Genomic DNA, 14441 nt, shown 5'->3' with positions numbered 1-14441 from the left:
GTTCGTTCCAGAACGATCGAACCGATTTCGCATCGTGGTTAGCAATCGCTGCGATATACCAGCTAATTGTCCCGATCGCCGTCGTGCTTCGACGGCGCCGGCTGCGTGGCGCTGACCGGATCGGACGCCGGGAAGGTATCCTCCAGTCCCTCCTTCAGCCGCGAGCGCGCCTTGCGCTCGGCAGCCTGTGCCTCGTGCGGCTTCTCGGCATGCTTGTCATGCGCGGCGGGATCGAATTTTTCGGCCATATCGTTCCTCCATTGCCCGAAAATGGCTTCGAGGGACAACCGCCCGCGCGACGCGCGGTTCCAGAACCGTCTTGGCCCATCGCGCCGCAGCGTGTATCAGGGGCCAAATTTCGATCGAGATTAGGAACTTTGGCGTGCCCCAGGATCCCACCAAGAAGCCGTTCATCGACGTCCTCTCGGGCCACCGGCAGGCGGTGCCGCCGCTCTGGATGATGCGGCAGGCCGGCCGCTATCTGCCGGAATATCGCGAGCTGCGCGCCAAGGCCGGCGGCTTCCTGGATCTCTGCTTCACGCCCGAATTCGCCACCGAGATCACGCTGCAGCCGATCCGCAGGTTCAACTTCGACGCCGCGGTCATCTTCTCCGACATCCTGGTGATCCCTTACGCGCTCGGCCGCTCGGTGCGCTTCGAGGCCGGCGAAGGGCCCAGGCTCGATCCGCTGGCGACGCCGGCGGAGATCGCGACGCTGGCAACCCAGGCCAATTTCGACCAGCTCGAGCCGGTGTTCGAGACCCTGCGCCGGGTCCGGCGCGAGCTCGCGCCCGAGATCGCGGTGATCGGCTTCTGCGGCGCGCCCTGGACGGTTGCGACCTACATGGTGGCCGGACAGGGCACGCCGGACCAGGCCCCCGCGCGGATGCTCGCCTACCGCCATCCGGACGCGTTCGCCAAAATCATCGACGTGCTGGTCGAGAACTCGATCCACTATCTGGTCGGCCAGTTGAAGGCCGGCGCAGATTGCCTGCAGATCTTCGACACCTGGGCCGGCGTGCTGCCGCCGCGCGAGTTCGCCCGCTGGTCGATCGAGCCGACGAAACGCATCGTTGCCGGCGTGCGCAAGCAGGTCCCCGGCGCCAGGATCATCGGCTTTCCGCGCGGTGCCAGCGGCATGCTGCCGGCCTATGTCGAAGAGACCGGCGTCGATGCGGTCTCGATCGATTGGGCAGCCGAGCCGTCGATGATCCGCGAGCGCGTCCAGAGCCGCGTCGCCGTGCAGGGCAATCTCGATCCGCTGGCCCTGATTGCCGGCGGCGCCGCGCTCGACCGCGCGGTGGACGATGTTCTGGAGAATTTCGGCAAGGGGCGGCTGATCTTCAATCTCGGCCACGGCATCCTGCAGGAAACGCCGATCGCCCATGTCGAGCAGATGGTCGCGCGGGTGCGGGCATATAAGGGCTGACGTGTTGTAGCCCGGATTGCGGGCCGATCACCGTCATCCCGCGCAAAGGCGAAGCCTTTGTCGCTGGAGGTGCGAGTTCTTGCGAGCCTCGAGGGATGCACGGCCACCAGCCGGGCCCTCGACCCTTCGAGACGCGCTAACGCGCTCCTCAGGGTGACGGACTGAACAGCGGCGAACCTACCTTGCATCCTCCAAGATCATGTCGGAGGCCTTCTCCGCGATCATGATCGTCGGCGCATTGGTATTGCCCGACATCAGGTCCGGCATCACGGACGCATCGACCACGCGCAGGCCATCGATGCCGCGCACCTTGAGCCGCTGGTCGACCACCGCGAGCGGATCGTTGCCCATCCGGCAGGTCGAGGTCGGATGATAGACCGTGCTGCCGGTACGGCGGCAGAATTCGAGCAGGTCGTCGTCGCTGACCACCTTGGCGCCGGGATCGACCTCCCCGACCGCGTATGATTTCAGCGCCGGTGCGGCCAGGATCTTGCGCAGGATACGGATGCCGTCGATGAAAGCGCGGCGATCGGTCTCGGTCGCGAGATAATTGATGCGGATTTCCGGCGGCGCGCTTGGGTCCGCGCTCCTGATCTTCAGCGAGCCGCGGCTCTCCGGACGCAGCTGGCAGACCGACGCCGTGAAGCCCGAGAACGGATGCAGGTTCTCGCCCATCTTGTCGGTCGAGAACGGCAGGAAGTGGATCTGGATGTCCGGCGAGGCCAGCCGCGGGCTGGTCTTGAAGAACGCGCCCGACGTGCCGGCGGCGATCGTCAGCGGCCCCTTGCGCAGCGCCGCGTAGCGCAGGCCGGCCATCACGCGGCGCAGTGGATTGTTGACGACGTCGTTCAGCGTGACGCTCTGCGCGCAGCGCGTGACGATGCGCACCTGCATGTGATCCTGCAAATCGTTGCCGACGCCGGGCGCATCGAGCACGACCTCGATGCCGTGCTGCTTCAACAGATCGGCCGGGCCGATGCCGGAGAGCTGCAGCAATTGCGGCGAGTTGTACGCGCCGCTCGACACCAGCACCTCCTTGCGCGCCTTGGCCCTGCGCAATTGCCCGTTTTGCTTGTAGGCGACGCCGTTCGCGCGCTTGCCGTCGAACAGGATCCGCTGCGCCAGCGCCGAGGTCTCGACATGCAGATTGCCGCGTGTCAGCGCCGGCCGCAGATAGGATCGCGCCGTCGAGGCGCGCCGGCCGCGCCGCGTCGTGGTCTGGAAGAAGCCCGCGCCCTCCTGGGTCGCGCCGTTGAAATCCGGATTGGTCGGAATGCCGACCTCGGCCGCGGCGTGCACGAAGGCTTCCGAGAGCGGATCGTGATGCCGCCAGTCCGACACCGGCAGCGGGCCGCCCGCGCCGTGATATTTGTCGCCGCCGCGCTGCTGGTCTTCCGCCTTCCGGAAATAGGGCAGGACGTCGTCATAGCCCCAGCCGGCATTGCCACGCTGCCGCCAGCGGTCGTAGTCCTCGTGCTGGCCGCGCACATAGAGCAGGCCGTTGATCGAGCTCGAACCGCCAAGCACTTTTCCGCGCGGCTGGAACACCTGCCGCCCGTTCAGGCCGGGCTCCGGCTCGGTCTGGTACATCCAGTTGACGGATTTTTCCTTGAACAGCTTGCCGTAGCCGAGCGGGACATGGATCCAGATGTTGGTGTCCTTCGGTCCGGCCTCGAGCAGCAGCACCGAGTGCTTGCCGTCGGCGCTCAGGCGGTTGGCGAGCACGCAGCCGGCCGAGCCGGCGCCGACGATGACGTAATCATACTCGGCCGCATCATTGTTGTTCACTGGTTTCCCCCGGCAAGTCTTTTTCCAGATAGTCTTTGTTCTGGTGGTACAGACAAAGCGGCGGCTTGAAAAGGCTAGCGCCCTGCGCTGAGGTTCTGGAGCAGTTGCTCGACAAGCATATTGAGCTCAGCGGCGCTGCCGGCGGCACCGAACACATAACGGTCGGGCCGCACGATCACCGCCGCGGCGCCATGCTGCCGCATCCAGTCAGCGAACAATCCGTCGCGCTCCACCACGCTTAAAATACCGTTGGCATCGGCACTGTCGCCTGATGTGGTGATGACGACGCGCTCACCGGCGAGATGCTGCCAGGCGGTACGGGACACCTCCGACAGCCACGCCATCGGCTCGGCGGCCGCCGTCACGATCGCGAATTCCGGTTGCAGCAGATCGTCGAGCCGGCAGGTCCGCCCGTCCGGCGCACGCACATGCGGCTGCACGAACAGCCGTCCGGCGAGCACGGTGTCGCGCGCGATCAAGCCGCTGACGAGATCGGGGATGAATTTCTGCCTGATGGTCTCGGCCTTGCCGGCCTTCAGCTCGGCGCGTAGCCGCAGGTCGCGCTCGGCTGCCGCAACCGGATCGAGTTCCCCGATGATCTTGCCGAACTCCTTGGCGCTGGCGACGACGGCGCGGACATGCGGCTTGCGCTCGATCTCGTAGCTGTCGAGCAGTGTCTCGGCGGCGTCGCCACGCAGCACCAGCCTCAGTTTCCAGGCCAGGTTCACGGCATCGCGGATGCCGGCGCACAGCCCCTGCCCGAGGAACGGCGGCGTCTGGTGCACGGCGTCGCCCATCAGCAGCACGCGGCGGTCGCGCCAGCGCTGCCCGAGCAAAGCGTGGAAGCGATAGACCGCCGAGCGCCAGATCGTAAGATCGGAGATGTCGGTGAAGCCCTGCAGCAACCGCACGACATTGTCGGGTGCACCGGCCGCCTCGGGATCCTCGCCCGGCAGCAGCTTGATCTCCCAGCGCCGCAGATTGCGCGGGCCCGGCACGAAGGTGCCGGGACGCGACGGCCAGCAATACTGAAAGCTCTTGGCCGGCCGCTTGGCGGGATCGCTGGTCAGCGTATCCACCACCATCCACCATTCATCGAAGGCGAGGTCGTCCAGGCCGATGTCGAGCTGCTTGCGGACGAAGCTGTTGGCGCCGTCGCAGCCGACCAGATAGCGCGCACGGATCGGGAACTCCTCACCTCGCTCGCGCCGCGCGGTCAACGTCACCGCGCCGTCGTCCTGCTCGAGCGCCACGCCGGCGGTCGCAAGGAAAACGTCGACATGCGGATATTCGGCGAGCTTGCCACGCAACGCCTGCTCGAGGTCGGGCTGCACGAACGTGACGTTCGGGATCCAGCCGAGCGGAAACGGCGGCGGCATCGGGTCGAAGATCTTGATGATCTCGCCGTCGACACCGAGATAGTGCGAGCCGTTATGCGGGGCGATCGCCTGCTCCATGAAATCGCCGAGCCCGATCGCCTGCAGCACGCGCAGCGCCTCGTGGTCGAGCGTGATCGCGCGCGGCTTGTCGTAGATGTCGGCGACGCGCTCGACGACGGCGACCTTCAGGCCGGCTTTCGCGAGCAGGTTGGCGAAGATGGCCCCGACCGGCCCGAGGCCGACGATTGCCGCATCGTAGATCTCGTCATGCCCGGGGTTCGCGACTGACAACGACATGCTACTTCGCGAGGTAGCTCTCGAGCGTCAGCGGCTTCGGCTTCAGCTGCGGCTCGCGGATCGGAACATCGGCAAACGGCGTCGCCTCCTCGAACCACGCCTGCCGCGCCGGCAATCCCCATGGAAACGAGATCTTGTGGTCGGACGGATCCCAGCCGATCGGCTCGTTCTCGATGTCCATGATCTGGTAGTGGGTGTTGAACAACTCGACGCGGTGCCCGTCGGGATCGCGCATATAGACATACATCGCGTGTCCCGGCCCATGCCGCCCCGGACCGCGTTCGACGGCCGCGCCATAGCCGAGCTCGCCGGCGAGATCGCAGGCGTTCAGCAGATGGTGGACCTCGGGCGCGAGGAACGCGAAATGATGCAGCCGCGGTCCCGCGCCGTTGAAGAACACGATGTCGTGCGGATTGCCCTTGCGCTGCAGGAACACGCCGCGCAGATCGAAGGTGCCGGCCGGCGCGATGTACTCGCTGAGCCGGAAGCCTGCCGCGGTGTAGAACTCGCAGGCCCTTCGCACCTCCGGCGTCAGCACCTGATAATGATCGAGCCGCAGGGCCGAGCCGCCGGCATGGCGGGTGAATTGGGTGATCATGCGCGGCTCGACCGGCATGGTCGCGCAGAACTCCAGCGGCGTGCCGGCCGGATCGGTCGCCTGCAAGGTGCGGCCCTGATATGGCACCTCGGCCCAAACGGCCCGGCAGCCCTGCGCTTCGAAGAAAGCCTTGAGCCGGTCGAGGTCGTCGTCCCTGAACACCCGCAGACCGAGCCGCGCGCACACGGCGTCCTCGCCCTTGCGCAACACGAGGCTGTGATGACAGGCCTCCTCGACGCCGCGGAAGTAGAGCGCATCGCCCTCCTCCGCGGTCAGGATCAGCCCGATCACTTTTTCGTAGAACTGCCGGCTCACCGCGAGGTCACGGACGGTCAGGACGACATGGCTCGCCCGCGTGATCCGGAACCCGGGATCGTGGTTCGTGGTCGGCAGGCCCATGCGCACCTTCTGGGTTTTTCGTTCGCTGGAACCCAACTCATTGCGAAAAACCGGCTACCGATCAAGCCGCGCTTGGATCGGCAGCCCTTGCCGGTCCGTGACATCACATCACGCTGCTGTATCGACCCATAAGCGATGCCCCCGGTGGAGCGGCGCCGCATGCCGCGTGGTCGGGTCCGTTCCAATAGTTCATAGTTTGTCAAAGGTTTGCAGAGAATTCTTGGTCGTCGCGCCATGGTCAATCGCAGTGGCGACGTAGTGATGCGCAGGCAACGTGGTGAGATGCGTACTTATCTCAGATCATATTTCGCGGCCCTGTTCGCCGGTGACCTCGCAGCCTTCGGCGCACCACCGACGGATGAAGCACTTGCCGGCCACATCCGCGCCGAGCAGGTGTCGCTCGTCCTCGGCTATTCCTTCGGCATCATGCTGGCCAACGCCTGCAACGCGCTGGTGCTCGCCATTGCACTCTGGCAATCGCCGGACTGGGCCTTTGCGCTGGTGTGGGCCGCCGCCGTAAGCAGCGCCGCACTGTTCTTCGGCCTGCAGGCGCGCGCCTCGCGCCGCATCGCCAAGCCGCAATTCGTCTCGCGCCGGACCATGTACCGGCTGGTCCGCAATGCGCTGGCGCTCGGCGCCGCCTGGGGCGTCGTCCCGGTCGCCTTCTTCGCCAATGCATCGAGCGGCGCACAATTGGTGATCACCTGCCTTTGCGCGGGAATGCTGGCCGGCGGCGCGTTCGCTTTCTCCACCATCCCGATCGCCGCGATTGCGTTCACCGCACCGATCTTCGTCGGCACCGCGATCTGCCTCGGCCGCGACGGCGACTTCATCTATCTGCTGATGGCGGTCCTCGTGCTGGTCTACGGCTCCGTGCTGCTGCGCGGCGTGTTCGTCAATGCGTTCGAGTTCCGCCGCCGCATCATCGCCCAGCACGAGGCCGAGCGGACGGTGCGGCAGGATCCGCTGACGCATCTGCCGAACCGCGTCGCCTTCAACGAGGCGCTCAACGGCGCGCTGAGCCGGCTGTCGCGCTCGGGCGAGGAATTCGCCGTGCTGCTGCTCGATCTCGATCGCTTCAAGGAGATCAACGACAGGTACGGCCATCCGGCAGGCGACGAGTTCCTGGTGCAGGCGGCCGCCCGGCTGCAGCGCTGCACGCGCGCGGCCGAGCACGTCGCGCGGATCGGCGGCGACGAGTTCGCCCTCATCATGTCCAACCTGACGCGGCCCGAGGATGCGCTTGCGATCGCCGAACGGTTCGTGGCGGCGTTCGTCGATCCATTCCCGATCGACGGCTTCGAGATATCAGGCGCGATCAGCATCGGCATCGTGCTCGCGCCACGGGACGGCAGCACCTCCCACGACCTGCTCAAGCATGTCGACATCGCGCTCTACCGGGCGAAGAAATCCGGCCCCGGCACCATCTGCTTCTTCGAGGCCGGTGACGACCAATCGGCACGCGACCGCCGCGCATTGCAGCGCGATCTGGAACAGGCGATCGAGGCGAACGAGCTGTTTCTGGTCTACCAGCCGTTCCTCGACATCCGCAAAGGCCGCATCACCGGCTTCGAGGCGCTGCTACGTTGGCAGCATCCGGTGCGCGGCCTGATCCCGCCGAGCGTCTTCATTCCGATCGCCGAGGAGAGCGGCCTGATCCACCAGCTCGGCGAGTGGGTGATCCGCCACGCCTGCGCGATGCTGTCACGCTGGCCTGACGACATCAGGATCGCGGTCAATTTCTCCGCGGTCCAGTTCCAGAACGTCGGCATCCTGCGGACCATCGTCGAGGCGCTTGCCGAGGCCAACGTCGCGCCGAACAGGCTCGAGATCGAGATCACCGAATCGATGCTGATCTCGAAATACGGATCGGCGCCCGCGATCCTGAACGGGCTGCTCGAACTCGGCCTGACCGTCGCGCTCGACGATTTCGGCACCGGCTTCTCGTCGCTGACCTATCTGCGCAAGCTGCCGTTCAGCCGGATCAAGATCGACCAATCCTTTATCCGGGACATGCTGACCCAGCCGGATTGCGCCGCGATCGTCAAATCGGTGATCGCCCTCGCGCAGGACCTGCAGATCGGCGTCGTAGCGAGGGCGTCGAGACTGCCGATCAGCTCGAATATCTGCGCCAGACCAGTTGCGACGAGGTCCAGGGCTATCTGATCGGCCGGCCGATGTCGGGCAGCGAGATCGCCGCGCTGCTCGATCACGATCCGCGGCACTCGGTGCACGCGGCGTAACCTGAGCGGACGCCCGCGCGCGTCAGGGCGCGTCGGCGCGATGCAGCGTGTCAACCGTGATGGTGCCGCGCGCACGGGAGACACAGGCGCAGATCTTGCGGCTCGCCTGCTTCTGGTGCTCGCTGAAGAAGACGTCGCGATGGTCGATTTCGCCGTCGACATCGACCACGTCGAGCGCACAGACGCCGCACTCGCCGCGCCGGCAGTCGCTCATCACCTCATGGCCGGCTTCGTTGAGCACGTCGAGCATCGAGCGGTCGCGCGGGATGATGAACTCGGTGCCCTCGTCCCTCAGCCGGACGCGGAACGCCTCGGTCGGCAGCAGCCCGCTCGATCCGAAGGTCTCGTAGCGCAGATCGGTCATCGGGCGGCCTGACGCCTCCCAGGCGCGCCGCGCCGCATCGAGCATCCGCATCGGGCCGCAGAACAACGTCATTGTATCCTGCGGCAAGGCCGCGAACACTCCATCGAAGTCGAGCCGCCTGCCCTCGTCACCGGCATGGACGATGAGGCGGTCGCCGAGCAGACCTTCGAGCCTGTCGAGATAGGCCGCATCGCCGCGGGCGCGCACGGCATAATGCAGCCTCACCCCGGCGTCGCGGCGGGCCAGCGCCTGCGCCGCACCGACGATCGGCGTGATGCCGATGCCGCCTGCGATCAGGCAGAACTGCCGGCGCGTCCAGTCGAGCTGCACCAGCGAGGTCGGCAGCGTGATGTTGAGCCGTGCCCCCGGCGCGAGCGACCACATATAGCGCGAGCCGCCGCGGGAATCCGCTGCGTGCCGCACCGCGATCCGAAAACCCTGCGGGTCGACTTCGCCGACCAGCGAATAGGAGCGGGTCTGCGGCTGGCCGTCGATCGTGACGCCGACATCGATATGGCTGCCGACGGGATAGGGCGCGCCGGCGAAACCGTCGGGCCGCAGCAGGAATTCGCGGATGCCCGGCGTGAGGTCGCGCACAGCGACCAACGTGGCGGATGTCCAGGTTTCGATGAATCGCATGGCGCGCTCCGTTCAGCCGGCCGAGATCAGTGCCAGTGCCGGCAGCAGATCGAGATGGGTGCGGTTGCGCAGTGCGAGCCGCAGATTGCGCGCCGCAAGCCTTGCATGCTCGCGCATGATCGCCTCGGCGCGGGCGCTCTCGCGGTTCTCGATGGCGTCGACCACGACGCGATGGTGGTCCTGCGCGATCAGCAGGATCTGGCGCGCCTCGGGCAAGGCCGATTGCGCCATCACGAAGCCGCTCGGCGAAGCGAACGGCAGCGCCGAGGCGCGGTCGATCTGCCGGATCAGCGGCGGACTGCGCGACAGCTCGGCCAACAACGCGTGGAAGCGCGCGTTGAGCGCGACATAGGACGAAAACGCCTCCATCGAGATCGGCTCCTGCCGCACCAAGCCGTCGATCTCATTGAGGCATTCCTTCAACGGCTCGAGATCGCGCGACGAGACGCCGCGCTCGGCGGCAAAGCGTGCGGCCAATCCCTCCAGCGTGCCGCGCAGCTCGATCGAATCGAGAATGTCGCGCTCGGAAAATGCCTTGACCATGAAGCCGCCGGACGGGATCGCCTCCAGCAGGCCTTCCTCTTCCAGCCGGACCAGCGCCATCCGCACCGGCGTGCGCGACACCCCGGTGACCTCGACCGCCTGCAATTCCGAGATGCGCTCGCCCGGCCGCAGGCCGCCGGAAACAATCAGTTCACGCAGCGCGAGCTGCGCCCGCACGGTCTGCGACACTGAACGCTCGGCCTCGCGCTCCGCCATGCCGCCTACTCCGCCGCCTGCAGCTGTTGCGGCGGATTTTCCTTCGCCACCATGCAGTCGATGACGCGGCGTGCCCACATCGCGCCCGCATCGATGTTGAGATTGTAGAACACGCGGTCCGGATTCTCGTCCATCGCGCGCTGCTGCGCTTCCAGGATGATCTCGTCCTCATGGAAGATGCCGGCGACGCCGTCGCGGATTTCGCTGGTCAGGCGCTGCTCGGTGATGCGGTGATTGCGGACGAAGGCCCAGAAGTAGTGGCAGGTCTTCTCGGTCTCCGGCGTGATGGTGTTGAGCACATAGCCGTTGACGCCCTGCGAGCGATCGCCCTCCGGCGCGCCCGATCCGGCCGGTGCGACACCGACGTCGATATTGACGGTGCACGGTGCCTCGAAACGGATGATCTGCCAGCGATCGACCGGACCCGGCTTCTGCAATTGCCTGGCCCAGAACGGCGGCGCCTCGATGCCCTGCATCCAGCGCGTGACGGTCACGGTCTTCTCGCCATGGGTGACGTCGAACGGCGCTTCGGCGACCGCGTCATTGCCGATGCTCGAGCCGTGCACGAAGGTCTCGTGCGTCAGGTCCATCAGATTGTCGACGACGAGGCGATAGTCGCATTTGACGTGAATGGTCTTGCCGTCGCCGGCCCAGGCCGGATCGTGATTCCAATGCATGTCGGGCACCAGCGCCGGATCGGCCAGCGCGGGATCGCCCATCCAGAGCCAGATGAAGCGATGGCGCTCGACGACGGGATAGGCGCGCACGCAGGCCGACGGATTGATCGTCTCCTGCGAGGGCATGAAGGTGCAGCGGCCCTGCGCATTGTATTTCAGGCCGTGATAGCCGCAGACCACGGTGTCGCCGTCGAGCCGGCCCTTGGAGAGCGGCACAAGGCGATGCCAGCAGGCATCCTCGAGCGCCACCACCTCGCCGTCGCCCTTGCGGTACATCACGACGTGCTTGCCGCAGATCGTTCGCGGCAACAGCGCATGCTTGATCTCGGCGTCCCAGCCGGCCGCGTACCACGCGTTCATGGGAAAGGGCTTTGGCACGAGATTCCTCCCTCTTGTGAATTCAGACTGTATACATTAGCGCCGGAAATCTGGCAATCTATCTAAGAAATTCGATGGATAAAGCCCGTATAAGTCAGATTCAGTATACACATAGAGGCAGAACCAGATCGTTTGGCCAAGAAAATCGATTTTCGATTGACGACGGTAGGGGCGTCCGCCAGTCTGCAAGGCCATGAACATCGGGTTGAGTTTTCGCGAGGGCTTGGCCGGCGACGGGCCGCGAAGCCTGACATCGGCGGTTCAGGAGCGGCTACGGGCCGACATCCTGTCGACCCGGCTGCTTCCGGGCCAGAAGCTGCACATCGCAGGGCTCGCCAAGCAGTTCTCGGTCAGCCTCGCCGCCGTCCGCGAGGCATTGTCGCGCCTGGTGGCCGACGGCCTGGTGCAGGCCTCCGACCAGCGCGGCTTTCGCGTCTGCCCGGTCTCGCTCGCCGATCTCGCTGATGTCACGCAGACCCGGATCGACATCGAGGGATTGGCATTGCGGCGCTCGATCGAGCGGGGCGACGAGGTCTGGCTGTCGTCGGTCGCCGCGGCCTGGGAATCACTGAAGGCCGTACCGCATCGCTATCCCGACGACCCCACCGTGCACTACGAGGAATGGGTCGTCCGCCACCGCATTTTCCATCGCGCGCTGGTCAACGCCTGCGGGTCGCAATGGCTGCTCGGCTTCCGCGACGTGCTGCATGAGCAGAGCGAGCGCTACCGGCGGCTTTCGATCCGCCGCGAGGTCGGCAGGGCGCGCGACGTCCAGGCCGAGCACGCCGCGATTGTGGACGCGGTTTTCGCGCGCGATGCGGATGCGGCAGTTCACGCATTGTCAAAGCACTTCGGCACCACCAGGGAATTCGTCGAGCTCGCGGCGCCGCGCATTGCGGAGGTCAACGGCACGTCCTGATCCACGGCGCGCAAAGCGCTGAAATAACAACAATCGATATCCGGGAGAAACAGAACCATGAGCATCACGCGACGCCGCGCGCTGGCAACCCTGATCGCCACCACCCTGCTGGCCGGCCCGGCCTTCGCGGCCGACACGATCCGCGTCGGGCTGCCGACCAAGACCTATTGGCCGACGACGATCGCCGAGACCGCGGTCCGCCAGAAGCTGTTCGAGAAGGAAGGCATCAAGGCCGAGCTGACCGTCTACCGCAGCGGCGCCGAGACATTCGAGGGCATGGCGGCAGGCGCCGCCGACATCATCCTCGATCCGCCGTCGCTGGTATCAGCCGGCCGCAAGAAAGGCGTGATGTCGCGGATCGTCGCCAATGCTGCGATGGGCAATTTCGGCTGGCAGCTGATGGTGCCCGCCAAGTCGACGCTCGAGGTCAAGGATCTCAACGGCAAGAAGGTCGGGATCACCGCGGCGGGCTCCGGCTCCGACCTGCTCGCGCTCTGGACCATCCAGGACAAGAAGATCGACTTCACCCGCGTGCCGGTCGGCGGTGGCGGCCTGGTGCCGAACCTGCTCGCCGGTAACGTCGATGCCGCGGTGGTCTATTCGCCGCTCAGCTTCCAGGTCGCCAAGTCGGGCGAAGCGAAGACCATTCTCGACTATGCGACCGCGGCGCCGCCGAACCTCACTGCGGGCTGGATCGTGCTCGACAAGTTCGCCGAGGCCAAGCCGGACGTGGTGCAGAAGGCCGTCAATGCGCTCTATGGCGCCCTGCAGTTCATGCGCGCCAACCGCGACGTCACCGTGAAGCTGATCGCCGATCTCTACGAGATGCCGCCCGAGATCGCTGCGATGGAATACGACAACACCATCATGAAGCTCGAGACCGACGGCGACATGGGCGCGGCCAATGTGCCGGCGGCCGTGCAGCTGTCGCTCGATCTCGCCAAGCTCGGCGGACTGAAGGACATCGTTCCGGTCGAGGACGTGATCTCGACCAAGTTCAAGCCGGTCCCGACCAAGCCATAGGATGCAGGCCACCCTCACCATCAAGCTCGCGCGGGTCGCGATCGTGATCGCGATCTTCGCGCTGTGGGAAATGCTGTCGCGGACCGGGGTCGTCAATCCGCGCCTGCTGCCGTCGGCATCGGATACGCTCGCAACGCTCGGCGACCTGCTGCAACGGTCGAGCGTCCGGACCGACCTGCTGGTGACCGCGACCGAGGTGTTGGCCGCCTTCGCGCTGGCGGTGCCGATGGGTGCGCTGATCGGCTTCCTGATCGCGGAGAACCGCTATTTTGCCGATGTGGCGAAGCCATTGCTGTTCTTTGCCTTCAGCATCCCGAAATCGATCTTCCTGCCGATGTTCATCCTGGTGTTCGGCGTCGGCTTCGCCCAGAAGGTCGGGTTCGGCTTCTTCTCGACGATCTTCATCGTGATCATGTCGACCACGACGGCGGTGGAATCGGTCAAGGTCGAGCACCTGACGGTCGCCCGCTCCTACGGCGCCACGCGCGCGCAGACGGCATTCCGCGTCTATCTGCCGAGCATGCTGCCGGTGCTGCTGGAAGCGCTGCGGATCTCGATGATCTTCAACCTGACCGGAGTGATCCTCGCCGAGATGTATGCCTCGCGCGACGGCATCGGCCACCAGATCGCGACCTGGGGCGAGAATTTCCAGATGAAGCAGCTGCTTGCCGGCGTCGTGATGGTCGCCGCGATCGCCATGACCTTCAACGAACTGATCAGATGGGTGGAAACACGATGCAGCCACTGGCGAACGTGACACCGTTGAAGCCGCCGCCGCGCGCCGGCGCGATCGAGGTGAGGAATGTCGGCCAGGTATTCCGGACCAGGTCGCAGGACGTCGTCGCGCTGGAGGATGTCTCGCTCGACATCAAGCCGGGACGCTTCGTCGTGCTGGTCGGCCCGAGCGGCTGCGGCAAGTCCACGCTGCTGATGATGATGGCCGGACTGCGCGCGCAGACCGCAGGTACCATCACCATCAACGGCGCACCGATCCCGCAGCCTGACCCGGACCGTGTCGGTGTGGTGTTCCAGGAGGCGAGCCTGTTTCCATGGCTGACCGCCGAAGACAATGTCGAGTTTCCGCTGGCACTGCGCGGCGTCGCCAAGCCGGAGCGCCGGGCCAAGGCGCAGGACGCGCTCAAGCTGGTCGGCCTCGAAGGCTTCGGCAAGCGCCACCCGCATGAACTGTCCGGCGGCATGAAGCAGCGCGTCTCGATCGCGCGCGGCCTGGTGCAGGATCCGCCGGTGCTGTTGATGGACGAGCCGTTCGCCGCACTCGACGAACAGACCCGCATGACGATGGGCGACGAGCTGCTGCGGATCTGGGCCGCGACCGGCAAGACCGTCGTGTTCGTCACCCACAGCCTGACCGAGGCGGTCTATCTCGCCGACGAGGTGATCGTGATGTCGCCGCGGCCGGGCCGCATCGTCGATCAGCTGCAGGTTAGCTTGCCGCGGCCGCGGACCTACGAGATGCTGAGCGGAGACGCCTTCGGCGCACTGCGCGACCGCATCTGGCGGCACATCCGCAAATCGGCGTGAGACGGCG

Annotated in this window: 12 protein-coding genes and 1 pseudogene; 6 read left to right on the top strand and 7 right to left on the bottom strand. The window is 66.0% G+C overall.

Translation table 11 applies throughout. The features are described 5' to 3' along the window. Window positions 1-62: 62 nt before the first annotated feature. Window positions 63-248, bottom strand: a complete 186-nt coding sequence (locus ALC15_RS10265; RefSeq protein WP_050627152.1) for a hypothetical protein — start codon at window positions 246-248, stop codon at window positions 63-65. A gap of 134 nt (window positions 249-382) precedes the next feature. Here ALC15_RS10265 and hemE point away from each other — a divergent pair, with 134 nt between their 5' ends. Then, complete coding sequence (hemE, locus tag ALC15_RS10260; RefSeq protein ID WP_050627151.1) at window positions 383-1429, top strand: uroporphyrinogen decarboxylase; 1047 nt, start codon at window positions 383-385, stop codon at window positions 1427-1429. A gap of 177 nt (window positions 1430-1606) precedes the next feature. On the opposite strand, the gene ALC15_RS10255 is transcribed toward hemE, so the two are convergent. The 3 genes from ALC15_RS10255 to ALC15_RS10245 all read right to left on the bottom strand — a co-directional run bounded on the left by ALC15_RS10255 (window position 1607) and on the right by ALC15_RS10245 (window position 5890). Continuing rightward, entirely contained in the window at window positions 1607-3217 is a 1611-nt protein-coding gene (locus ALC15_RS10255; RefSeq protein ID WP_050627150.1) for a GMC family oxidoreductase, read from the bottom strand. A gap of 74 nt (window positions 3218-3291) precedes the next feature. Continuing rightward, a complete protein-coding gene (gene mhpA, locus ALC15_RS10250) occupies window positions 3292-4893 on the bottom strand; it encodes a bifunctional 3-(3-hydroxy-phenyl)propionate/3-hydroxycinnamic acid hydroxylase MhpA (RefSeq protein ID WP_050627149.1) in 1602 nt (533 codons plus the stop codon). A 1-nt stretch (window position 4894) separates the two neighbouring features. Next, complete coding sequence (locus ALC15_RS10245; RefSeq protein WP_050627148.1) at window positions 4895-5890, bottom strand: VOC family protein; 996 nt, start codon at window positions 5888-5890, stop codon at window positions 4895-4897. 282 nt (window positions 5891-6172) lie between these two features. Between ALC15_RS10245 and ALC15_RS10240 the strand changes: the two are divergent. Then, window positions 6173-8133, top strand: a pseudogene (locus tag ALC15_RS10240) (putative bifunctional diguanylate cyclase/phosphodiesterase). Between the two features lie 22 nt (window positions 8134-8155). Here ALC15_RS10240 and ALC15_RS10235 read toward each other — a convergent pair. From ALC15_RS10235 to ALC15_RS10225, 3 genes are read right to left on the bottom strand one after another with little or no spacing between them, the layout of a single operon-like run. Continuing rightward, window positions 8156-9136 (bottom strand): PDR/VanB family oxidoreductase, encoded by a 981-nt coding sequence (locus tag ALC15_RS10235; RefSeq protein ID WP_050627147.1) that lies wholly within the window; start codon window positions 9134-9136, stop codon window positions 8156-8158. A 12-nt stretch (window positions 9137-9148) separates the two neighbouring features. Further along, window positions 9149-9895: a GntR family transcriptional regulator gene (locus tag ALC15_RS10230; protein WP_050627146.1), complete on the bottom strand. Its 747-nt coding sequence runs from the start codon at window positions 9893-9895 to the stop codon at window positions 9149-9151. A 5-nt stretch (window positions 9896-9900) separates the two neighbouring features. Then, window positions 9901-10950, bottom strand: a complete 1050-nt coding sequence (locus ALC15_RS10225) for an aromatic ring-hydroxylating dioxygenase subunit alpha (protein WP_162240482.1) — start codon at window positions 10948-10950, stop codon at window positions 9901-9903. Window positions 10951-11143: 193 nt separating this feature from the next. On the opposite strand from ALC15_RS10225, the gene ALC15_RS10220 reads away from it, so the two are divergent. The 4 genes from ALC15_RS10220 to ALC15_RS10205 are packed head-to-tail and all read left to right on the top strand — an operon-like array spanning window position 11144 to window position 14434. Next, window positions 11144-11869, top strand: a complete 726-nt coding sequence (locus ALC15_RS10220; protein ID WP_063781805.1) for a GntR family transcriptional regulator — start codon at window positions 11144-11146, stop codon at window positions 11867-11869. A 57-nt stretch (window positions 11870-11926) separates the two neighbouring features. Continuing rightward, window positions 11927-12892 (top strand): ABC transporter substrate-binding protein, encoded by a 966-nt coding sequence (locus ALC15_RS10215; protein ID WP_050627144.1) that lies wholly within the window; start codon window positions 11927-11929, stop codon window positions 12890-12892. A gap of 1 nt (window position 12893) precedes the next feature. After that, on the top strand, window positions 12894-13649 hold the full coding sequence (locus tag ALC15_RS10210) for an ABC transporter permease (RefSeq protein ID WP_050627143.1): 756 nt from the start codon (window positions 12894-12896) through the stop codon (window positions 13647-13649). Continuing rightward, the gene (locus tag ALC15_RS10205) at window positions 13628-14434 is read left to right on the top strand and encodes an ABC transporter ATP-binding protein (RefSeq protein ID WP_050627142.1); all 807 of its coding nucleotides are present in this window, start codon (window positions 13628-13630) and stop codon (window positions 14432-14434) included. The genes ALC15_RS10210 and ALC15_RS10205 overlap by 22 nt, the downstream gene beginning before the upstream one ends. Window positions 14435-14441 lie beyond the last annotated feature (7 nt).

Origin of the sequence: Bradyrhizobium viridifuturi, from assembly GCF_001238275.1 — a bacterium.
Taxonomy (GTDB): Bacteria; Pseudomonadota; Alphaproteobacteria; order Rhizobiales; family Xanthobacteraceae; genus Bradyrhizobium; species Bradyrhizobium viridifuturi.
Note: the sequence above shows the minus strand (reverse complement) of the source record. Positions and strands in the feature narration are given on the sequence as shown.

Bases quoted from the DNA above. Each gene is read 5' to 3' on its own strand.
- ALC15_RS10220 (WP_063781805.1), top strand. From the start codon at position 11,144: ATGAACATCGGGTTGAGTTTTCGCGAGGGCTTGGCCGGCGACGGGCCG.
- ALC15_RS10230 (WP_050627146.1), bottom strand. From the start codon at position 9,895: ATGGCGGAGCGCGAGGCCGAGCGTTCAGTGTCGCAGACCGTGCGGGCG.
- mhpA (WP_050627149.1), bottom strand. From the start codon at position 4,893: ATGTCGTTGTCAGTCGCGAACCCCGGGCATGACGAGATCTACGATGCG.
- ALC15_RS10235 (WP_050627147.1), bottom strand. From the start codon at position 9,136: ATGCGATTCATCGAAACCTGGACATCCGCCACGTTGGTCGCTGTGCGC.
- ALC15_RS10215 (WP_050627144.1), top strand. From the start codon at position 11,927: ATGAGCATCACGCGACGCCGCGCGCTGGCAACCCTGATCGCCACCACC.
- ALC15_RS10210 (WP_050627143.1), top strand. From the start codon at position 12,894: ATGCAGGCCACCCTCACCATCAAGCTCGCGCGGGTCGCGATCGTGATC.
- ALC15_RS10205 (WP_050627142.1), top strand. From the start codon at position 13,628: ATGCAGCCACTGGCGAACGTGACACCGTTGAAGCCGCCGCCGCGCGCC.
- ALC15_RS10245 (WP_050627148.1), bottom strand. From the start codon at position 5,890: ATGGGCCTGCCGACCACGAACCACGATCCCGGGTTCCGGATCACGCGG.
- ALC15_RS10265 (WP_050627152.1), bottom strand. From the start codon at position 248: ATGGCCGAAAAATTCGATCCCGCCGCGCATGACAAGCATGCCGAGAAG.